Genomic DNA, 22,410 nt, shown 5'->3' with positions numbered 1-22,410 from the left:
TTGATCATTTTTGCATAGTTCGTGCGAAAAATCCCCTGCGATTTAGTTTGATATGCGTATTAACGCTTCCACTTTTGCTGCGGATCGGCCAAAATTCGTCGCTAAATTATTTTGTTTACCGGCCACTACTCCCTCCTGACGTTTGGTGTAACTCTCCCGGTCATTTGCAACACAACATGGTTGCAACCGAGGCTTAACACAGGCAAACGTTTACCTTGATAAATTTCAGGAGTTTAGAGGGTGGTCTGGAGTGATATTTCATGGCAACAATTAAAGACGTCGCGAAAAAAGCAAACGTTTCTACTACAACTGTTTCACACGTCATTAACAAGACGCGTTTTGTTGCGGAAGAGACGCGCAACGCGGTGTGGGCAGCGATTAAAGAGCTGCACTATTCACCCAGCGCGGTCGCCCGCAGCCTGAAAGTGAACCATACGAAATCGATTGGCCTGCTGGCGACCAGCAGCGAAGCCGCGTATTTCGCCGAAATCATCGAAGCGGTGGAAAAAAACTGCTTCGCCAAAGGCTACACCCTGCTGCTCGGCAACGCCTACAACAACCAGGAGAAGCAGCGCGCTTACCTGTCGATGATGGCGCAGAAGCGCGTCGACGGTCTGCTGGTAATGTGCTCAGAGTATCCGGATTCGCTGATCGGCATGCTGGAAGAGTATCGCCACATTCCGATGGTCGTCATGGACTGGGGCGAAGCGCGCGCCGACTTTACTGATTCGGTTATCGATAACGCCTTCAAGGGCGGTTACATGGCCGGGCGCTATCTGATTGAGCGCGGACACCGTGACATCGGCGTCATTCCCGGCCCGCTGGAGCGCAACACCGGCGCAGGCCGCCTGGCAGGCTTTATGCAGTCAATGAAAGAGGCGCAGATTGCGGTGCCGGAGGCCTGGATCGTGCAGGGCGACTTCGAGCCGGAATCCGGGTACCGCGCAATGCAGCAGATCCTCTCTCAGGCGCACCGCCCTACCGCGGTATTCTGCGGCGGCGACATCATGGCGATGGGCGCCATCTGTGCCGCGGATGAGATGGGTCTGCGCGTACCGCAGGATATTTCTGTGATTGGCTATGACAACGTGCGCAACGCGCGTTTCTTCAGCCCGGCGCTGACCACTATCCACCAGCCGAAGGATTCGCTGGGCGAGACGGCCTTCAACATGCTGCTGGACAGGATCACCAGCAAGCGCGAAGAGGCCCAGACCATCGAGGTGCATCCGCGCCTGATCGAACGCCGTTCCGTCGCTGACGGTCCGTTCCGCGACTACCGCCGCTAATCCTGCGGGGAGCCTGTCACTCAGGCTCCCGCAGCCACTCCCGGTTCAGCGTTTCACTGTCCCCTAAATAATCCAGCAGCCACTGCAGCGCCGGTGAGGCATCATTCTGCCGCCACGTCAGGCAGCAGGCCGCATCCGGAAACGGGTTCTCCAGCGTCAGCGCTTTCCACTCGCCGCGGTCCAGCCAGGGCCTGGCAAAATGCGACGGCACCATGCCAATGCACAATCCGGCGCTGAGACACACCTCCGCCGAGGCCCAGTCCGGTGCCACCAGCCGGCGCTGGTTATCGAGCAGCCAGGTAATACGCTTCGGCAGCGAGCGCGAGGTATCTTCCAGCACCAGCGATGGCCAGTTGCGCAACCGATCGTCGCTCACTGGCTCCTGCTGTTGCGCAAGCGGATGACTGGCAGCCACCACGCACTGCCAGCTCAGCATCCCCATATCGCGAAAGGCGTAGCGCCCGCCGACCGGAATCGCCTGGGTCGCGCCAATCGCCAGCTCGACGCGCTCGTCGGCCAGCGCATCCCAGACGCCGTTGAACACCTCCTGAGAGACCAGCAGCTCCACGTCCGGGAAGTGGCGATAGAAGTCGAGCACCAGCTGCCGGGTGCGCTCCGGGCGGACAATATTGTCCACCGCAATCGACAGCTGGCCGCGCCAGCCGTTGGCGATCTGCTGACACTGCTGGCGGGTGACCATCATTTTTTTGATAACAGAGCGCCCCTCCTTCAAAAACCACGCCCCGGCGGGGGTCAGCTCCACATCACGATGGCGGCGCGCAAACAGCGGCACCGCCAGCCACTCCTCCAGCTGACGCACGGTATAACTGACGGCAGAAGGCACGCGATGCAGCTCTTTGGCTGCCGCGCTAAAGCTGCCGTTGCGCGCCACCGCATCCACCACTTCCAGCGAATATTCAGACCACATGTTTTTGCCTGCAAAATTTTTGAACGCAATCTACAAATATTAACGGTTCACAAGCCGGAACGCACTTCTTACACTCACGCCCCGTCTACCTGCACTGATTGATAAAAGAGAAAGTTCATGCGTCCATCAAAAGGATTTCTGATCTGGCTTGCCGGGCTGAGCGTGCTCGGCTTTCTGGCAACCGATATGTACCTGCCGGCGTTTGCCGCCATTCAGCAGGATCTCGGGGTTGCGCCTGCCGCCGTCAGCGCCAGCCTGAGCCTGTTCCTCGCCGGTTTCGCTCTGGCGCAGCTGCTGTGGGGACCGCTCTCTGACAGCTATGGCCGTCGCCCGGTGCTGCTGGTGGGTCTGGCGGTTTTCGCCCTCGCCAGCCTCGGCATGGTCTGGGTCGAAAGCGCCACCGGCCTGCTGGTGCTGCGCTTCATTCAGGCGGTCGGAGTCTGCTCAGCGGCGGTGATCTGGCAGGCGCTGGTCACCGATTATTACCCGACCAACGCGCGGCGCATCTTTGCCACCATCATGCCGCTGGTCGGCCTGTCGCCGGCACTCGCCCCGCTGCTGGGGAGCTTTATCCTCAACCACAGCGTCTGGCAGGCGATCTTCGTGGTGCTGTTTGGCATCACCCTCGCGCTGATGATCCCGGCCCTGCGCCTGAAACCGCTGCCGCGCCATCCAACCAGCGAAAAGGCCGCTCCGCTGCGCTTTCTCTCCCTGCTGCGCTCCCGCGTCTATACCGGTAACGTGCTGATCTATGCCGCCTGCTCAGCGAGCTTCTTCGCCTGGCTGACCGGCTCACCGTTTATCCTCAGCGAAATGGGTTATGGTCCGGGCATCATCGGCCTGAGCTACGTTCCGCAGACTATCGCGTTTCTGATAGGCGGGTACGGCTGCCGCAGCGCGCTGCAGAAGTGGTCCGGGGCGCGCATGCTGCCGTGGCTGCTGGCGACGTTTGCCCTGAGCGTGGTGGCAACCTTCGCCGTTGGCGTGCTGGCTGGCTCGTCGCTGACGCTGCTGCTGATCCCGTTCTGCCTGATGGCGATGGCGAACGGCGCTATCTACCCCATCGTGGTTGCCGCCGCTCTGCTGCCCTTCCCGCAGGCCACCGGACGCGCTGCCGCGCTGCAGAATACTTTGCAGCTGGGCCTGTGCTTCTTCGCAAGCCTGGTAGTGTCAGCGCTGATCGCCTGGCCGCTGCTGGCCACCACCAGCGTCATGCTGGCTACGATTGTACTGGTGGTGCTGGGCTGGGCGATGCAGGCGAGCATCAATCCTGCACGCACCGCCGCCTCGTCGTCCGACAGGTAATTTCCCAGGCGATAATTTCGTTATCGCCTGATTAGCCTGCTACCTTTTTCACTTGAACCCACCCCAGGCGGGGCCTATACTGATTTTCGTTGCTGCCAGCCGTAACACCATAATAAACAGGCAGAAACGGGGATCAGGATGCTCCCCTCCCACCATGGAAGGCACTTCTGGCAAGGGTTTTCATCCCTTCCTCTGTTCATCGTCAGAAATCAGGCTCACGGTGTAAACCGTGATAATTCTCTCAATCCTTAAAATGCGTCTACGCTTTTTGAAGGTTCTGATCACACGTGGGTGATGGAGAAGCTATGAGTTCATCATGTATAGAAGAAGTCAGCGTCCGGGACAGTGAATGGTTCCGCATCGTCAGTGAACTGTTGGGCCGCGCCGGCATTGAAATCAACGGCAGCCGGCCCGGCGACATCAGGGTAAACAATCCCCAGTTTTTCAAACGCGTGCTGCAGGAAGGCTCACTCGGCCTCGGTGAAAGCTATATGGATGGCTGGTGGGACTGCGACCGCCTCGATCTCTTTTTTACCCGCGTGCTGCGCGCCGGGCTGGAAAAGCAGCTACCGCACCATTTCAAAGATACGCTGCGCATCCTCGGCGCCAGGGTTTTTAACCTCCAGAGCCGCAAGCGCGCGTGGATGGTAGGCAAAGAGCACTACGATCTGGGGAACGATCTCTTCAGCCGCATGCTCGACCCGGCGATGCAGTACTCCTGCGGCTACTGGAAAACTGCCGACAACCTGGTCGATGCACAACAGGCGAAACTGAAGCTCATCTGCGACAAGCTGGCGCTGGAGCCGGGCATGACGCTGCTAGACATCGGCTGCGGCTGGGGCGGGCTGGCGGAGTATGCCGCGCGGCACTACGGTGTCAGCGTGCACGGGGTGACCATCTCCGCCGAGCAGCAGAAGATGGCGCAGGAACGCTGTCAGGGTCTGGACGTCAACATCCGCCTGCAGGACTACCGCGACCTCGATGAGCAGTTTGACCGCATCGTTTCGGTAGGCATGTTCGAGCACGTCGGGCCAAAAAACTACGCCACCTACTTTGAGGTGGTAGACCGGAACCTGAAGCCGGACGGTCTGTTCCTGCTGCATACCATCGGTTCCCGCACCACCAGCAACAGCGTAGACCCGTGGATCAATAAGTACATCTTCCCCAACGGCTGTCTGCCTTCGGTGCGCCATATCGCCAACGCGGCGGAAAAGCACTTTGTGATGGAAGACTGGCACAACTTTGGGCCGGACTACGACAAAACGCTGATGGCGTGGTATGCGCGTTTTCAGGCCGCCTGGCCGGAGATTGCGGATAACTACTCCGAGCGCTTCCGCCGCATGTTTACCTATTACCTCAACGCCTGTGCCGGTGCCTTCCGCGCCCGTGATATCCAGCTGTGGCAGGTGGTCTTCAGCCGCGGCGTAGAGCACGGCCTGCGCGTTCCCCGCTAACCTTCCCCGGCGTTGCCGGGGTTTTTGTGAACTCTCTCACGGTTTCCCGCTCTTCGTTCCTCAGGGAGTGATCTGCTTAACAATTAACTCATTATAAATTGGAAACCGGTTTCCATCTTGTTTCACAATCATGACGTGCCTACGACCCCTACAAGGAAAAACCGTCATGAGCCTGTACCAGAGCATGGTCCATGTAATTGAAAATAAGATCACCCCGCTGGCCGGTGCCATGGGTTCTCAGCGCCACGTGGTGGCTATCAGGGATGGTTTTCTCGCCGCCCTGCCGTTTATGATCATCGGTTCGTTTTTACTTGTCTTTATCTTTCCGCCCTTCTCGCCCGATACCCAGAACGCCTTCTGCCGCGGCTGGCTCGATCTGTCGCTGAAGTATCGTGAACAGCTGATGCTGCCGTTTAACCTCAGCATGGGGGTAATGACCTTCTTTATCTCGGTTGGGATCGGTGCCAGCCTCGGTAAACACTACAAGCTCGACCCGACCATGACCGGCCTGCTGGCGTTTATGGCATTCCTGCTGGTTGCCGCGCCTTACAAAGACGGCCAGATCTCCACCCAGTACTTCTCCGGCCAGGGCATCTTTACCGCGCTGATCGCGGCTATTTACGCCAGTGAGATGTATGCCTTCCTGAAGCGTCGCAACATCACTATTCGCCTGCCGAAAGAGGTGCCGACCGGGGTGGCGCGCTCGTTTGAGATCCTTATTCCGGTAGTGGTGATTATTGCCACCCTGCACCCGCTGAATCTGCTGATCGAATCCACCACCGGGATGATTATTCCCGAAGCGATTATGCATCTGCTGTCGCCGCTGGTCGCGGCGTCCGACTCGCTGCCCGCGGTGCTGATTTCGGTCCTTATCTGCCAGATCCTGTGGTTCGCAGGCATTCACGGTGCGCTTATCGTCACCGGCATCATGAACCCGTTCTGGATGGCTAACCTGTCTGCCAACCAGGCGGCGCTGGCCGCCGGGAGCGCACTGCCTCACGTCTACTTGCAGGGTTTCTGGGACCACTATCTGCTGATCGGCGGCGTCGGCTCGACCCTGCCGCTGGCCCTGCTGCTGCTGCGCAGCCGCGCGATCCACCTGCGCACCATCGGCAAAATGGGCGTAGTGCCAAGCTTCTTTAACATCAACGAGCCGATCCTGTTCGGTGCGCCGGTGATCATGAACCCGGTGCTGTTCCTGCCCTTCATTCTGATCCCGATGGTGAACGCCACCCTCGCCTGGACCGCCACCAAAATGGGCTGGGTCGCGCAGGTGGTATCGCTCACCCCGTGGACCACGCCAGCGCCGATCGGTGCCTCCTGGGCCGCCAACTGGGCCATCAGCCCGGTGATCATGTGCCTGGTTTGTATGGTGATGGCCGCCCTGATGTATTACCCGTTCCTGAAAGCTTACGAGCGCACCCTGCTCAAACAGGAAGAAAATAATCACGCGCAAAGTGACACTGTCACCGTAAATTAATCTCCGTCACCGCTGAGAGGATGCAATGGACTACGTATTTCCGAAAAATTTCTGGTGGGGCAGCGCCAGCTCCGCGCCGCAGACCGAAGGCGAGAGCCTTGCGTATGGTAAAACCCCGACGGTGTGGGACCACTGGTTCGATGCCCAGCCCGAGCGTTTTCACCACGGCGTCGGCCCGGCGCAGACCTCCACCTTTTATCAGAACTGGAAAGCGGATATCGCGCTGCTGAAGCAGCTTAACCACAACAGCTTTCGCACCTCGATCTCCTGGGCGCGGCTGATCCCCGACGGCAGCGGCGAGGTTAACCCGCAGGCGGTGGAATTCTATAACCAGGTGATCGACGAACTGCTGGCCCAGGGGATCACGCCATTCATTAACCTGTTCCACTTCGATATGCCGATGACGATGCAGGAGAAAGGCGGCTGGGAGAGTCGCGAAGTCGTAGAGGCGTATGAGCATTACGCCCGCACCTGCTTTGGGCTGTTTGGCGATCGGGTGAAAACCTGGTTCACCTTCAACGAACCGGTAGTACCGGTGGAAGGCGGCTATCTGTATGACTTCCACTACCCCAACGTGGTGGACTTCAGGCGTGCGGCGACCGTGGCGTACCACACCATTCTGGCCCATGCCCGGGCAGTAAAAGCCTGGCGCGAGTGTGGCGCCGAGGGCGAAATCGGCATCATTCTCAACCTTACCCCCTCCTACCCGCGCTCGCAGCATCCGGCGGACGTCAAGGCCGCCCACATTGCGGATCTGTTCTTCAACCGCAGCTTCCTCGACCCGGTGCTGCGCGGCAGCTACCCGGAAGATCTGGTGTCGCTGCTCAACGAGTACGGTATGCTGCCGGTCAGCGAGCCGGAAGACGCGGCGCTGATCCGCGATGGCGTGGTGGATCTGCTCGGCGTGAACTATTATCAGCCGCGCCGCATCAAGTGCCGCGACAGCGTGGTCAATCCGGCCAGCCCGTTTATGCCGGAGTGGTTCTTCAGCGCGTATGAGATGCCGGGCCGTAAGATGAACCCGTATCGCGGCTGGGAGATCTACGAGCGCGGTATCTACGACATCCTCACCAACCTGCGCGAAAACTATGGCAATCCGCGCTGCTATATTTCCGAGAACGGTATGGGTGTGGAGAACGAGCAGCGCTTTGAAAAAGACGGCAAAATCGAGGACCAGTACCGCATCGATTTTGTACGCGAGCACCTGAAGTGGCTGCACAAGGGCATCAGCGAGGGCAGCAACTGCCTCGGCTACCATATGTGGACCTTTATCGATAACTGGTCCTGGTGCAACGCGTATAAAAACCGCTACGGCTTTGTGTCGCTTGATATTAAAACCCAGCAGCGCACCATCAAGCGCAGCGGGGAGTGGTTCAGCCAGACCGCGGAACGCAATGGCTTTACTGAGTGAGTGCCCGGCGGGCTTGCGCGCCCGCCTGTTTTCAGGAAATGATTATGTCCACCATTAACGATGTCGCGCGTCTGGCGCAGGTCTCCAAGGCCACGGTATCGCGCGTGCTGAGCGGCAGCCGCGGCGTGAAGGAAGCGAGCCGTCAGGCGGTGTTACGCGCCGCCGAGACGCTGAACTACAAGCCCAACGCCATCGCCCGCTCGCTGACCAGTCAGACCACGCACTGCATCGGCGTGATCTGCGCCACCGAACACGTTCAGCAGTCCACCGGCTATTTACAGGCGCTGGAGAAACAGCTCAGCCAGCACCGCAAGCATCTGCTGCTGCGCTTTGCCAGCGATGCGCCGGCGGTACTGCGGGCGGTGGAGGAGTTGTCGAGCGGGCTGTGCGATGCCCTGCTGGTGGTGGGGGCGCGCTTCGCCCTGCCGCCGCTGCATGAGGACGTGATCTTTATCGACTGCCTGAGCGCCCCGGACGCCCAGAGCGTGGCCTGCGACCGTCAGTTTGCCGCGCAGACCGCGGTGGAGTATCTGAGTCGTCACAAGCGCCGCGACATCGCGCTGATCAACTTTCCCGGCGGGGATGCGGCACGGGAAACCCTGCAGGGCTATCGCGAAGCGGCAGAAAACCAGCTTATTCCCTTCAACCGTCAGCGGGTAATTGAGGGCGAAAGCGAGCCGCGCATCGCGCTGCAAAAACTGATCAACAGCCGGGTGAAGTTTACTGCCCTGCTGGTCACCGACGACAGTCAGGCGCAGGAGGCGATAACCCTGCTGCGCGACTATCAGATTAGCGTGCCGGAGCAGGTGGTGGTGTTCAGTCTCGACGGCAGTACGCGTCTGCCGGGGCAGAGCGCCATACCGGCAATCGGCTATTCGCTGGAGGGCATTGCCCGCAAGGCGGTCGCGCTGGTGCTCGGGCAGGACGATGAGCACAACAGGGTACGCGGCACCCTGCTGTGCGACTGAATCAGGACTCTTGCTGAGCCTGTACAGCGGCGGCGGCCAGCGCCGCTTCACGGCTCGCCATCACCCGCTCCACGGTATCCACCACCGCCTGAGTCTGGGGGTCGATTTCAATGTTAACGCGATGCCCGAGCTTTTTACTGCCGAGGGTGGTGCGCTGCAGGGTTTCCGGGATCAGGTGTACGCAGAAACGCGTTGCCGTGGTTTCCCCCACCGTCAGGCTGATGCCGTCCACGCCGACATACCCCTTCTGCAGAATGTACTTCATCAGCTCCGGCTGCTGGAGCTTAAACCAGATCTGACGGTTGTTTTCTGAGGTTAAGATCTTCGCCACCTCGGCGGTGGTCATGATGTGCCCGGACATCAGGTGCCCGCCAATCTCATCATTGAACTTTGCCGCACGCTCGATATTCACCACGTCGCCTTCGTTCAGCTCGCCGAGGTTGGTGACACGCAGGGTCTCTTTCATCAGGTCGAAGCTGACCCGATTTCCGTCGATCTCTGTGACGGTCAGGCAGCAGCCGTTATGCGCCACCGAGGCACCGGTTTCCAGACCGGGCAGCAGCGCCTCCGGCAGTTCCACCACGTGGGTACGGAAGTTAGGTTTTTCAGTGATGTTCACTACTTTTGCTATGCCCTGCACAATCCCCGTAAACATAATGTTGACTCCTCAATTCGTTATGCGGCCCGCGCCGCAACGCCATGCCCAGCACAATAACAGGTGGAAAATCCCCTTGCCAGCCTGCAGCGCCTTAAGTGCACTATTTCACTGGCTTAATGAATTACTCCCGCTACAATGGACTGAAATTCCCCGCATTCTCTTCCTGCTGCCACGTATGGCGGCTTTTTTAGTCTCGCAAATAACAACAATACAGGTGTTCACGTGCAGAAGTACTCCAGTGAAGCGCGTCAGTTACTGGCTCTGGCTATTCCGGTGATCCTCGCGCAGGTTGCCCAGTCCTCAATGGGCTTTGTTGATACCGTGCTGGCCGGCGGTTACAGCGCCACCGACATGGCGGCGGTCGCCATCGGCACCTCTATCTGGCTGCCGGCGATCCTCTTCGCCCACGGCCTGCTGCTGGCCCTCACGCCGACTATCGCGCAGCTCAACGGCGCAGGCCGCCGCGATCGCGTCGCGCATCAGGTGCGTCAGGGCTACTGGCTGGCGGCGCTGGTGTCTGTGCTGGTGATGGTGGTGCTCTGGAACGCGGGTCATATTATTCACGCCATGCATGATATTGACCCGAAAATGGCCGATATCGCCGTCGGCTACCTGCGGGCGCTGCTGTGGGGCGCGCCGGGCTACCTCTTCTTCCAGGTGGCGCGCAACCAGTGCGAGGGGCTGGCGAAAACTAAGCCGGGAATGGTAATGGGCTTTATCGGCCTGCTGGTTAACATTCCGCTGAACTACATCTTTATTTACGGTCATCTCGGGATGCCGGAGCTGGGCGGCGTCGGCTGCGGCGTGGCCACCGCGGCGGTCTACTGGGTGATGTACCTCTGCATGTCGCTGTGGGTGCGCCGCGCGCGCTCCATGCGCGATATTACCGCCGAGTCGCGCTTTGAGAAGCCTGACTGGGCGGTGCTGAAACGCCTGACCCAGCTCGGCCTGCCCATCGCACTGGCGCTGTTCTTCGAAGTGACGCTGTTTGCTGTGGTTGCCCTGCTGGTCTCCCCGCTGGGAATTGTTGACGTGGCGGGGCACCAGATTGCGCTTAACTTCAGCTCGCTGATGTTCGTCCTGCCGCTGTCGCTGGCGATGGCGGTCACCATTAGGGTTGGCTATCGTCTGGGTCAGGGTTCGCCGGAGCTGGCGAAAACCGCCGCGCGTACCGGGCTGATGGTCGGCGTCGGCATGGCATGCGTGACGGCGCTGTTTACCGTCACCCTGCGCGAGCAGATCGCCCTGCTGTATAACGACAATCCGGCGGTGGTGGCACTGGCCTCGCAGCTGATGCTGCTGGCGGCAATCTACCAGCTCTCCGACTCCATCCAGGTGATTGGCAGCGGCATTCTGCGCGGCTACAAAGACACCCGCTGGATCTTCTACATTACCTTCACCGCGTACTGGGTGCTGGGTCTGCCGTCGGGCTATATTCTGGCGCTGACCGACTGGGTGGTGGAGCCGATGGGGCCGGCCGGTTTCTGGATGGGCTTTATTATCGGCCTGACCTCCGCGGCAGTATTAATGATGACGCGGATGCGCTTTTTGCAGCGCCAGCCGGACGCCGTCATTCTGCAACGCGCCGCGCGCTAAGGCATAAGCCGCCTGCGGGCGGCTACTTTCTCTCCATTTTGCGCACATGCGCAGCAATCGCGTGAAATCAGAGAGAAAATTGCCATTTAGCGCTTGCCAGGCGGCAGGGGGATCGCTAATATTCGTCCCCGCTGTCAGCGACAGTCAGTGCGTTCATAGCTCAGTTGGTTAGAGCACCACCTTGACATGGTGGGGGTCGTTGGTTCGAGTCCAATTGAACGCACCATTCTCTTCTCAGTGCGTCCGTAGCTCAGTTGGTTAGAGCACCACCTTGACATGGTGGGGGTCGGTGGTTCGAGTCCACTCGGACGCACCATTCTGTAGTACCTCTTAGCGTTTCCGTATAATCCCCCTCTTCTTTTCAGGCTGCAAAATTAAACCTTGTCGTTTTGCCGGTAAAACGCATCACGCGGTATGACATCCGTTCCTTTCTGAACGTGAGTTAACCCATCGCGGGTGCGAATGCAGGGATAACAGATACAAAAAAGCCGCCCCCTTCGGTGCGGCTTTTATTATGTTACTGCCTGGCTATCAGAAACCGACTTTCAGCGTGATTTGACCGCCGTAGCCGCCGGTGCCGGCGTCGTCGATGGTCTGGGTGTAGCCTGCGCGCACCCCGAGGGTGACGTTATCGCGGATCTGGCCGTCGATACCGACATCCAGCGCCGCGGCGGTGCCATCCTGATCCGGATTGAACGATACCTCACTGCCGGCAACGCCTGGCGCGCTGACGTTCAGATCGCCCTTCGAATCGAAGGTCTGGATGAAGGACGGACGCACCCACCAGCTCACCGGAACCGGTTTGCCTGTCTCTTTTAGGGTGGCGTTGTTGCCCAGACGCAGACCGGCACGTACCTGCTGGCTGTGACCGTCCCCGAACTGCACGTCTGCTACGTCATCATCGCCATCTTTCAGGTTTACGCCGCGATACTGGTACTGCACCTGCGGTTCCAGCACCAGGCCACCGCCGATCTCAAACGGCAGACCGGTTTCGAAGGAGCCAACGTAGCCCCAGCCGTGGGTTTTCAGGCCGTCGCCGTCGCGCGGGTTAGTGTCGAAGTTGTGGCGTGTACCCTGGGCCACCACGTCCATCCACCAGCCGCTCTCATGCACGCCGTTGAGGTAGAGACCGCCGCTGTAAGCGTCGTCACGCACCGTACCGGCTTTCGACTTGTTGTTACGCTGTACGTCGATGGCTGACAGCCCCGCCGCACCGTACACCCCAACGCTCCACTCCATCGTCGAGGCAGAACCCTGCCACAGATCGCTACCGATCTGCAGGAAGGTATACCCGCCTTTACTCTCCGGCGTGCTGCCGCTGCGCAGATCGTCGCTGCCGTGATCGTGGCTCAGCTGACCGGCCTGGAAACGGGCCCACATGTTGCTGCCGCCTTCGGCTGCGGTACGCGCCGCATAGCGACGGGCATCCAGTGAGCCAAGCAGCGCACTGTCATAGTCCATCGCCTGGGCATAGATCGAGCTGTAGAGGTACATCGCCGAACGGTAGTTCTGCGGGCCACTCTCGCTGCTGCCTGCATCCGCGGTGGTCAGATACCAGCTCTCGTCAGCGCTGCCCTGTTGCAGGGTATAGTTGTACGCCCCCGCCTGCAGGCTGCCGTTGAGGCTGAAGGCATCGTCGGTGGTGGTCGCGCCGTTGATGGCGTTCACGACCTGGATACCATCGCCGGTGGTACGCGCACCCAGGCCACCCTGGCTGCGAATGGCGATCCGCGTGTTACCGGTCGCTGTACCGCCGTCCAGTACCAGGCTGTCGCTCACGGCGGTATCACCGTCGAACAGGGTATTCAGGGTGATGGTACCGCCGTTGCCCACCAGGTTAGTCACGGTCAGGGTTTTCGGGACGAACGCCCCGGTCGGTGCCTGATAGTCAATCGAGCCGCCCAGCGTCAGGTTATTGAGCAGGGAGTCATCGGTCATCAGCCAGCTCGAACCGGCATCGACGGTCAGGTCGGTCGGGTCGATCATCCCGGTGAGCGTGGTGCCATTGGTCAGCTGCAGCGAGGTGCCGAGCTGGGCGATGATGTCGGTCACGGCCTCAAGCCCGCTGAACACCAGGGTACCGCTCTGCAGATACGTGCCACCCGCCTGATTGAGCACGCCGCTCAGGGTCAGGGTGTTGCTTCCTTCTTTATACAGCGTCCCGTTGCCGTTGATGGCCGCGTTGATGGTGTTGGCGCTGGCCTCGGTGGTGATGCGCAGTTCGCCGCTGTTGATTACGTTACCGGCCAGGGTACCGCCGTCGTTGACTTTGGTGACTCCGGTCAGGGTACCGCCCTCGGTGACGCTCAGCATACCGTTCTCGCCGACCACGGTGTTGTTGGCGCTACCGTCAGCGGCAACCGACAGCAGACCGCCGCCCTCCAGCAGCAGGCTTTCCGCAACCTTATCGGCAATCGAGAAGCTGCCGTTCGCGTTGGTACCGTTGAGCGTGGTATCGGTGCCTGCCATCAGTGCCGCACCGCTGCTGAGATTGATATTGGTGGCCGTTGCGCCATCTTCCAGTGCCAGCATGCCGCCGCGTTCAATCGCCGTCAGATCCGCCACGCCGCCGGCGCGCACGAACTGGGCGCCGCCTTTGCTGACGCTGGTGGAGATGGCGGTGCCACCGAAGGTGACGCTCTGAGCGCCGTTTTCGCTGACGGTAGACGAGGCGACGGTGCCGCCCTGATTCACCACCTGATCGCCAACCACGGTGTTGTCGATAACAATCGCGCCGTCATTGACGTTCTGGATCCCGCCATCGCGGATGATGGTGGAGATTACCGTCCCGCCGCTGTTGACGTTCTGGGTGCCGCCGTCGTTGATGGTGGTGCTGGTGGCGGTACCGCCGTTCAGTACGTTCTGGATGCCGCCTGCACGAATGACCGCCAGAATGGACGAGCCGCCGTTGTGGATAGTCTGGATGCCACGCTCGTAGATCGTGGTGCGGGTGGCAGTACCGCCGTTATAGACGTTCTGTACGCCGTCTGAGGAGAGTTCGGTATCCGTCGCGTTGCCGTACACGTTCTGCTTGCTGCCGTTGCCCAGGGAGGTATTCACCGCCGTGGCACCTGCGGCGATATTCTGCACCGCAAAGTCATCCATCAGGGTGTTTTCCGCCCGTCCGCCACTGTACAGATTCTGGATACTGTTGCGGTTGCGGGTGTCAGTCACTACTGCACCGTCGTAAATACCCTGGATGGCACCGTCACTCAGGATAGTCGACGTGGCGGTACCGCCGCTGAAGATACGCTGTTCAGCGCGGGTAATCTCTGACCCGGTAGTGGTGCCGGACACCTCCTGAATACCGCCGTCGATAACCACCGAGACTTCGGCATTGGCGTTTTTATTGATGACCTGACGCCCGCCGTTTTTCACGATGCTGACAATCGAGGTGCCATCAACCACCTGCAGGCCGCCATCCACGAAGGTGAAGTCGGTGACGCCGCCGGCAGCTACGTTTTGTCGGCCGCCGGTAGAGATGGTGCCGCCATAGGTATAGCCGCCGGAATTAACGTTCTGCACACCGCCCTTCTCGATACGGGCTTCGAAGGCCTGACCGCCGCTGCCGATATTCTGGGTACCGCCCAGCAGGCGTGCGGCGAAGGATTTCGCGCCGTTATTGACGTGCTGCTCACCGCCGTTGAGTACGGTGGAGATCGCTACCGCGGAGTTGCTGAGGATCTGCGTCCCGCCAGCGTTGATCACGCTCTGGCGCGACCAGCCGTACGGGTCAACGATCTTCTGCCCGCCGTTATTCACCACGGCTTCAAACGACTGACCGTGTACGCGCTGGACGCCACCGCTGTTGATCAGCGTGCCGCTGGCCTGACCGCTCTTGGTGACCAGCTGCACCCCGCCATCGCTGATGCTGGTGCCGGAGGCCGAGCCTTCCACCAGTTGGGTACCGCCGCCAAACACCGTGCCGTCAGAGGCTGCGCCACCCGCCGAGATATGCTGGATACCACCGTTTTTCACGATGGAGCCGGCTGCCAGACCGCCGACGTTGACGATCTGCTGACCGCCGTTGTTGACGACCGAGGAGATTGCCGCGCCGTCTACGCTCTGTACACCGCCGCTGTTGATGTGGGTGCTGGTGGTTTTCCCGGTCCCTTTCACCAGTTGGGTGCCGCCATCGCTCAGGCTGGTGCCGGAGGCGGTGCCTTCTACTACTTGCTTGCCGCCGCCAAATACCGTGCCGTCCGAGGCCGCACCGCCGAGATTGATGTGCTGCAGGCCGCCGCTGTTCACGGTGGTGCCTGCCGCCAGACCGCCCTTGTTCACCAGCTGGGTGCCGCCGTTGCGCACCACGGCCGAGGTAGCATTGCCGTCCACGCTCTGTACGCCGCCGCTGTTGATCAGGGTGCCGGTGGCTTTTCCGGTGGTGGTGACGATCTGGTGGCCGCCCTCGCTCAGGCTGGTACCGGAGGCGGTGCCTTCTACTACCTGCTTGCCGCCGCCGAACACGGTGCCGTCAGAAGCTGCGCCGCCGAGGTTGATGTGCTGCAGGCCGCCGCTGTTGACGGTGGTGCCTGCCGCGAGGCCGCCCTTGTTCACCAGCTGGGTGCCGCCGTTACGCACGACCGACGAGGTGGCGTTACCGTCCACGCTCTGCACGCCGCCGCTGTTGATTTTGGTATTGGTGGTTTTGCCGGTGGACTGAACGATCTGCAGACCGCCGTCGCTGACGCTGGTGCCAGAGGCCGTACCCGCGACCAGCTGTCTGCCGCCGCCAAAGATGGTGCCGTCAGAGGCTGCCCCGCCGAGATTGATGTGCTGCAGGCCGCCGTTATTGACGATGGAGCCGGCAGCCAGACCGCCGCTGTTCACCAGCTGCACGCCGCCGTTGTTCACCACCGCTGAGGTGGCGGAACCGTCAACGCGCTGCAGGCCGCCGCTGTTGATCAGCGACCCGGTGGCGCTACCGCCCACCTGAACGTGCTGAATGCCGCCGTCGCCAATCACCGTGTCGCCCGCCGTGCCTGCGACCTGCTGCGTACCGCCCAGCAGCGTGGTTTTTGACGCTGCGCCGTTAGCACGCACGATCTGCACGCCGTTTTTATCGACACGGGTATTGTTCGCATGACCGCCGCTGCGGATCAGCTGGGTGCCGCCGGTGTAAACGATCGAGCCGTTGGCGGTGCCGTCCACATCCTGGAAGCCGCCGTCAAAAATTTTCGTGTCGGTGGTTTTCCCGGTGACATGAACCTGCTGCACGCCGCCAGAATCCACGCGGGTGCCGGATGCAGTCCCTTCAACAATCTGGGTTCCGCCCGCCAGCAGTCCGTCTGAGGCCGCGCCGCCTTCGTTGATGTGCTGCAGACCGCCGCTGTTCACCAGTGAGCCTGCCGCCAGCCCCCCGGCGTGAACCAGCTGCACCCCGCCGTCATTGACTACCGCAGAGATGGCCGCGCCGTCTACCGCCTGGGTGCCGCCGCTGTTGATGATGGTGTCGGTGGCTTTACCGGTGGCCTGCACCAGCTGATGACCGCCGTTGTTGATGCTGGTGCCGGATGCCGTGCCAGCAACCACCTGCTTACCACCGCCGAATACCGTGGTATCAGAAGCCGCACCGCCTTCATTGACGTGTTGCAGACCGCCGCTGTTCACGGTTGCGCTGTCAGCCAGCCCGCCGCGGTTCACCAGCTGGGTGCCGCCGTCATAGATGACTGATGACGTGGCGGTGCCGTCCACGCGCTGCAGACCGCCGTCATTGATCAGCGACCCGGTGGCGCTGCCGCCTACCTGAACATGCTGTACGCCGCCCGCGCCGATGATGGTGTCCGCTGCCACGCCCGCCAGCTCCTGAATACCACCCAGCAGCGTGGTGAAGGCAGTAGAGCCGCCCACCAGCACGTCCTGAATCCCGCCGCTGTTGATCACCGCGCTGGTGGCGGTGCCGCCGCTGCGCACCTTCTGCAGGCCGCCGTCGTTCACTTCCGCCGAGAACGAGACGCCGTCCACATCCTGTTCGCCGCCGGCGTTAACCACCGAATCATTGCTCATACCGCTGGCGTGCACCTGCTGCAGGCCGCCGTTGTTGATAATGGTGCCGGAGGACATCCCTTCGACCAGCTGGGTGCCGCCGAGCAGAATGGCATCCGAGGCCGCGCCGCCTTCACTGATGTGTTGCAGGCCGCCGGTGCTTATCACGCCGCCTGACGCCAGGCCACCGCGGTTAACCTGCTGCGTACCGCCCGCATTCACCACCGAGGAGATGGCCTGACCGTCTACCGTCTGGGTGCCGCGATTGTTGATGATGGTGCCGGTGGATTTACCGGTTTCCTGCACCAGCTGCGCACCGCCGTCGCTTACGCTGGTGCCGGAGGCCGTGCCCGCCACCACCTGGGTGCCGCCGCCAAACACCACGCCGTCTGAGGCCGCGCCGCCAAGGTTGATGTGCTGCACGCCGCCGCTGTTGACCGTGGTATCCGCCGCCAGCGCGCCGTTATGAACCAACTGGGTACCGCCGTTGTTTACCACCGAGGAGATGGCGGTGCCGTCTACGGTCTGGGTGCCGCGGTTGTTGATGATGGTGCCGATAGATTTACCGGTTTGCTGAACCAGCTGTGCGCCGCCGTCGTTGAGGTGCGCCCCGGAGACGGTGCCAGCAACAATCTGATTGCCGCCGCCGAAGATAGTGGTGTCTGCCGCTGAGCCTCCGACGTTAACATGCTGGCTGCCGCCGCTGTTGACCGTCGCGCTCTGAGAGAAGCCGCCGCTGTTGATGAGCTGGGTGCCGCCCGCGTTAACGGTGCCCTGAACGGAACTGCCGTTGACGGTTTGCACGCCGCCATTGTTGATCACGGTTTGCGTAGCCAGGCCATTTTGCAGCACGGTTTGCGCACCGCCAGCCCCGACCACCGTGTTGTTTGCCGTACCGGAGACCGCCTGCTTGCCGCCGCTGTTAAGCTGCGAGCCGTTTGCCGTTCCGTCCGCTTCAACAATCTGTACGCCCTCAGTCACCTGGGTACCGGTGGTCTGACCGTTCTGACGCACAATCTGTAAACCGCCGTCCTGAACGCGAGTATCGACCGCCTGCCCGCCCGCCACCACCTGGGTGCCGCGATTGCCGATGGTGTGGTTAGTGGTTAACCCGCCGGTACGCACGTTCTGTACGCCCTCCTGCACCACTTCATCCCGTATCGAACCGGTGACGTCCAGGGTAAATGCCATCGCCCCGGTGCTGGCGAACATGCCGCCCACCGCCGCGGAGATCAGCACCGCGCCGCCGGCGCGCTTGCCTTTTGCCCGGGTCAGCTCTGAAACCACCACAAACGCCCGCTGAACGTCATTCCACACCAGCCGGTAACTGCAGTTAAGACTTTTTTTCATTTCAATGTCCTCGAAACCCGTCTCTCATCCGTCACGCGGCATGTTGATCGGGGTCTGCCAATGCTGTTGTTTTGATGCCAAAGGGATTGCTTCGCAAGGCAACCAGCCGACGGAGATGGCCGATGACCTGCTTGCCAGTGATAAAACGTGTGCACTCGTACTGCCGGTCCGTGCCTTTGTGGCGCGGACACCAGAAATAGTCCTGATGGTCGAAATCAAGCCGCACGTCATCCCAGCAACCGTTGCAGACGTGGGTATTGATGACGCGCCAGGGGGTATAAAATTCGCTGTAAGGCAGGCTGAAGCCACTGATCAGCACCACCGGAATACGGCTGCCCCAGGCAAGCCAGGAGAGGCCGCTGCCGAGGCCGATGAAGAAGTCGGCGTGCTCCAGCAGCGCCACGCGCTCGGCGAGGGGCAGATTGCCGGTGAAATCTTCCGCACCGTGGGGAATTTTGTTCCAGACGTAACCGCGCCCGACCACGCGCTCTTTGTCGATGCACAGCACGCGATAGCCCTGCTCTTTCAGCCAGGCAATGACCTCATGCCAGCCGTTGCCGTTGTTCCAGAATTTGGCCTGGCTGGTGGACTGGGTTGCGATACAGACATAGGGTTCGGCGATACGACGCGGGCTGCGCTGGCGCAGATCCGGAACGATTTCCGTGGGGTCGACGCCGAGAATATGACCGGCTGTGCGGTGCAGGCCGACGGCGCGAAAATCAAACGGCTGCTTGTCGAGATCGCCGTGAAAAAACAGGCCGACACGCCAGCTGGCGTAAGGCGGCGCGCTCACGCCCGGCCCGGCCTGCCAGTCGTCAGGGGTGTAAAAATTTAGCTGAGGATAGACCGGCGTGAACAAATCGACGATAGGCTGGGCCATAGTGCAGTCCACGTGGCACTGCCAGGTCTGCCGAAAGCGTTCGGCGTAAGGCACCCAGCCGACCAGGTCGCCCAGCGTGCCGCTGGGAAACGAAACCAGCACCGTTTTGCCACGCATATCCAGCGTGTGGTCCAGCACCGGATCTGACTGCGCCCCGTCCCAGACCCGCAGGCGAAACGGCACATAGTATTTTTTCGTGCTGATTACCCAGCCCTGCGCAACGTCATCGGCAAACAGAATATTTCCCGTTTCGTCATCGCTTATTTCTACCCGCCAGTTTCCGGCAGGCAACAGTAACCGGGCGCCATCATTAAAATCATACAGGATACCCATCGGCCCCTGCTGAGTCGGAATTTCTGGCGGCAGAATAAAAGCATATCCCTGGCCAACAGCTGCGGAAGTCGTCATCACCTTACCTTTATCATCAGGAAAAGCAGTAATTAACACTGGCGTAAAATAGTAATCAGGCACCAGCAGATCCCCGGAGGTAATAATCCGGAGTGAGTTTTTTATAAATTTAATGAAACTCGTTAAGAGTCGCTTAATAGTAGCCAGCAGGTGATTTATTGCAAATTCTTTCAAAAAGTTAAGATGCTTATATATCAATAACTTATATTTTAAGTCGTTTTAGCCCCAATTTCCAAAACTGTTTAAAAACAGCAAGTTGACATCAATGAAATGCAAGTAGTTTAGGATTATCCTTAATCCAAATTTCGAGCAAAAACGTGATATTGCTTCCGAAATATAAAATATATTTCCCGCTTATCTCCCGACATTGATAACGATATATCCGCCTCGCTGACATAATTATTGAGTGGGAAAATAATTCGTCACACCAATTAAATAAACGAAGCCAGGAATTTTCTTGTTTATCAAATTTGAGCGCGCTCTCTTTTTCAATCACCATAATAAAAAGAGATATCTTATTGCTTATTCGTTTCGCTACCAGAATTAGTGGGTGAATAAGCGTAGCGCCAGGCGTGAAATAGTCCCTTTGTAAAACGGGGTTATGGGATGCCGTTGCTGGCGGGTAACCGGTAACACCCGTCGATGCAACTGTTGCGCAATTATGTGATAACGGTCTCATAACGAAACGAGAATGACGGTGAATTCGTATTTTGAAACAGCGTTTTCAATTCCTTTCTGTCACTGTGGAAGCTATAATGCCGCCATCTTAATTTGAATGGTTTCAGCGCATTGGACTGCAATCTGACAAATAACACTTCTCGCACTCCTTGCCGGGCCGCTACGTCGCCTGACATTCCTCTGCACGCTCTTTTGATGTCACCTATTCTTACTGCTGTGGCATCACAACTTTCGCAACACAGGCTTTACCCCGCGGTGCTGCACGGCCCGGGGAATGATTTCCATATCCTTCTCAACTTAAAAAGACTAAGACTGTCATGAAAAAGACGAAAATTGTTTGCACCATCGGTCCGAAAACCGAATCCGAAGAGATGCTGTCCCGTATGCTCGACGCGGGCATGAACGTAATGCGTCTGAACTTCTCCCACGGCGACTATGCAGAGCATGGTCAGCGCATCAAGAACTTGCGCAACGTGATGGAAAAGAGCGGTAAGAAAGCAGCCATCCTGCTGGACACCAAGGGTCCGGAAATCCGCACCATCAAACTGGAAGGCGGCAACGACGTCTCTCTGAAAGCGGGCCAGACCTTTACCTTCACCACTGACAAATCGGTGGTGGGTAACAGCGAAACCGTGGCAGTGACCTACGAAGGCTTCACTAACGACCTTTCCGTCGGTAACACCGTACTGGTGGATGACGGCCTGATCGGTATGGAAGTGACCGCCATCGAAGGCAACAAGGTTATCTGTAAAGTGCTGAACAACGGCGACCTGGGCGAGAACAAAGGCGTTAACCTGCCGGGCGTTTCTATCGCACTGCCGGCGCTGGCAGAAAAAGACAAGCAGGATCTGATCTTTGGCTGCGAACAGGGCGTGGACTTCGTTGCGGCTTCCTTTATCCGTAAACGTTCCGACGTAGAAGAAATTCGCCAGCACCTGAAAGCGCACGGCGGCGAAAGCATTCAGATCATCTCCAAAATCGAAAACCAGGAAGGCCTGAACAACTTCGACGAAATTCTCGAAGCGTCTGACGGCATCATGGTTGCGCGTGGCGACCTGGGCGTAGAGATCCCGGTTGAGGAAGTGATCTTCGCGCAGAAGATGATGATCGAGAAGTGCGTGCGCGCGCGTAAAGTGGTGATCACCGCCACCCAGATGCTCGACTCCATGATCAAAAACCCGCGTCCGACCCGCGCAGAAGCAGGCGACGTAGCGAACGCCATCATCGACGGCACCGATGCCGTGATGCTGTCTGGTGAGTCCGCGAAGGGTAAATACCCGCTGGAAGCGGTTACCATCATGGCGACTATCTGTGAGCGTACCGACCGCGTGATGTCCAGCCGTCTCGACAACGGTCATGACAGCCGTAAGCTGCGCATCACCGAAGCGGTATGCCGTGGCGCGGTGGAAACCGCTGAGAAGCTGGAATCCTCGCTGATCGTGGTCGCCACCCAGGGCGGTAAATCAGCTAAAGCGGTACGTAAGTACTTCCCGAACGCCACCATCCTGGCACTGACCACCAACGAAATCACCGCGCGTCAGCTGGTGCTGAGCAAAGGCGTGGTGCCGCAGCTGGTGAAAGAGATTGCTTCTACCGACGACTTCTACCGTCTGGGTAAAGAAGCGGCGCTGGCAAGCGGCCTGGCGAACAAAGGCGATATCGTGGTAATGGTTTCCGGTGCGCTGGTACCGAGCGGCACCACTAACACTGCTTCCGTACACGTTCTGTAATTTAACAGTCACGGAAATAACGCCTAAAGGCACCTTCGGGTGCCTTTTTTATTTCGCTAAATAGACGCAGATAATAAAAAAGCAAATTGAATTTCACTATTTAATAGCGGGAAACGTAAGATGAATCCGATTAGAGCCGCCTGTTTTCTCTCGCTTTTTTTAACTTCCCCGTTAATGTCGATGTTTCTTTGAGCGAACGATCAAATTTAAGCGTATTCCCATCAAAAAAATATTCTCAACCTAAAAAACTTTGTGTAATACTTGTAACGCTACATGGAGATTAACTCAATCTA

12 protein-coding genes and 2 tRNA genes are annotated in these 22,410 nt (G+C 59.4%); 10 read left to right on the top strand and 4 right to left on the bottom strand.

All coding sequences use genetic code 11. The features are described 5' to 3' along the window. Positions 1–260: 260 nt before the first annotated feature. On the top strand, positions 261–1,286 hold the full coding sequence (gene purR / locus KFZ77_RS08340; protein WP_031522459.1) for an HTH-type transcriptional repressor PurR: 1,026 nt from the start codon (positions 261–263) through the stop codon (positions 1,284–1,286). A gap of 16 nt (positions 1,287–1,302) precedes the next feature. Here the strand turns inward: purR and punR are convergent, their stop codons facing one another. Then, positions 1,303–2,214: a DNA-binding transcriptional activator PunR gene (gene punR / locus KFZ77_RS08335; RefSeq protein ID WP_031522457.1), complete on the bottom strand. Its 912-nt coding sequence runs from the start codon at positions 2,212–2,214 to the stop codon at positions 1,303–1,305. Positions 2,215–2,331: 117 nt separating this feature from the next. Between punR and punC the strand changes: the two genes are divergently transcribed. The 5 genes from punC to KFZ77_RS08310 all read left to right on the top strand — a co-directional run bounded on the left by punC (position 2,332) and on the right by KFZ77_RS08310 (position 8,832). Continuing rightward, positions 2,332–3,519, top strand: a complete 1,188-nt coding sequence (punC, locus tag KFZ77_RS08330; RefSeq protein WP_264385963.1) for a purine nucleoside transporter PunC — start codon at positions 2,332–2,334, stop codon at positions 3,517–3,519. 305 nt (positions 3,520–3,824) lie between these two features. After that, the gene (gene cfa / locus KFZ77_RS08325) at positions 3,825–4,973 is read left to right on the top strand and encodes a cyclopropane fatty acyl phospholipid synthase (protein ID WP_264385962.1); all 1,149 of its coding nucleotides are present in this window, start codon (positions 3,825–3,827) and stop codon (positions 4,971–4,973) included. 166 nt (positions 4,974–5,139) lie between these two features. Then, positions 5,140–6,453, top strand: coding sequence for a PTS sugar transporter subunit IIC (locus KFZ77_RS08320; protein WP_031522451.1), 1,314 nt, complete (start codon positions 5,140–5,142; stop codon positions 6,451–6,453). Between the two features lie 25 nt (positions 6,454–6,478). Next, positions 6,479–7,864 (top strand): glycoside hydrolase family 1 protein, encoded by a 1,386-nt coding sequence (locus tag KFZ77_RS08315; RefSeq protein WP_264385961.1) that lies wholly within the window; start codon positions 6,479–6,481, stop codon positions 7,862–7,864. Between the two features lie 44 nt (positions 7,865–7,908). Further along, positions 7,909–8,832 (top strand): LacI family DNA-binding transcriptional regulator, encoded by a 924-nt coding sequence (locus KFZ77_RS08310; RefSeq protein WP_264385960.1) that lies wholly within the window; start codon positions 7,909–7,911, stop codon positions 8,830–8,832. A gap of 1 nt (position 8,833) precedes the next feature. Here the strand turns inward: KFZ77_RS08310 and KFZ77_RS08305 are convergent, their stop codons facing one another. Further along, positions 8,834–9,487, bottom strand: coding sequence for a riboflavin synthase subunit alpha (locus KFZ77_RS08305; RefSeq protein ID WP_264385959.1), 654 nt, complete (start codon positions 9,485–9,487; stop codon positions 8,834–8,836). 225 nt (positions 9,488–9,712) lie between these two features. On the opposite strand from KFZ77_RS08305, the gene mdtK reads away from it, so the two are divergent. From mdtK to KFZ77_RS08290, 3 genes are all read left to right on the top strand, one after another. Further along, on the top strand, positions 9,713–11,086 hold the full coding sequence (gene mdtK / locus KFZ77_RS08300) for an MdtK family multidrug efflux MATE transporter (RefSeq protein WP_264385958.1): 1,374 nt from the start codon (positions 9,713–9,715) through the stop codon (positions 11,084–11,086). 149 nt (positions 11,087–11,235) lie between these two features. Next, positions 11,236–11,312: transfer RNA gene (locus tag KFZ77_RS08295), tRNA-Val, on the top strand. A 13-nt stretch (positions 11,313–11,325) separates the two neighbouring features. Continuing rightward, a tRNA-Val gene (locus KFZ77_RS08290) sits at positions 11,326–11,402 on the top strand. A 215-nt stretch (positions 11,403–11,617) separates the two neighbouring features. Here the strand turns inward: KFZ77_RS08290 and KFZ77_RS08285 are convergent. After that, a complete protein-coding gene (locus KFZ77_RS08285; RefSeq protein ID WP_264385957.1) occupies positions 11,618–18,421 on the bottom strand; it encodes an AIDA repeat-containing protein in 6,804 nt (2,267 codons plus the stop codon). 31 nt (positions 18,422–18,452) lie between these two features. Next, entirely contained in the window at positions 18,453–19,709 is a 1,257-nt protein-coding gene (locus KFZ77_RS08280; protein ID WP_031522438.1) for an autotransporter strand-loop-strand O-heptosyltransferase, read from the bottom strand. A gap of 995 nt (positions 19,710–20,704) precedes the next feature. Here KFZ77_RS08280 and pykF point away from each other — a divergent pair. Beyond that, a complete protein-coding gene (gene pykF, locus KFZ77_RS08275; protein ID WP_031522436.1) occupies positions 20,705–22,117 on the top strand; it encodes a pyruvate kinase PykF in 1,413 nt (470 codons plus the stop codon). Positions 22,118–22,410: the final 293 nt, after the last annotated feature.

Source organism: Siccibacter colletis (genome assembly GCF_025914095.1).
GTDB classification, from domain to species: Bacteria; Pseudomonadota; Gammaproteobacteria; order Enterobacterales; family Enterobacteriaceae; genus Siccibacter; species Siccibacter colletis.
The sequence above is the reverse complement of the archived record's forward strand: the minus strand, read 5'-3'. Positions and strand labels throughout refer to the sequence as shown.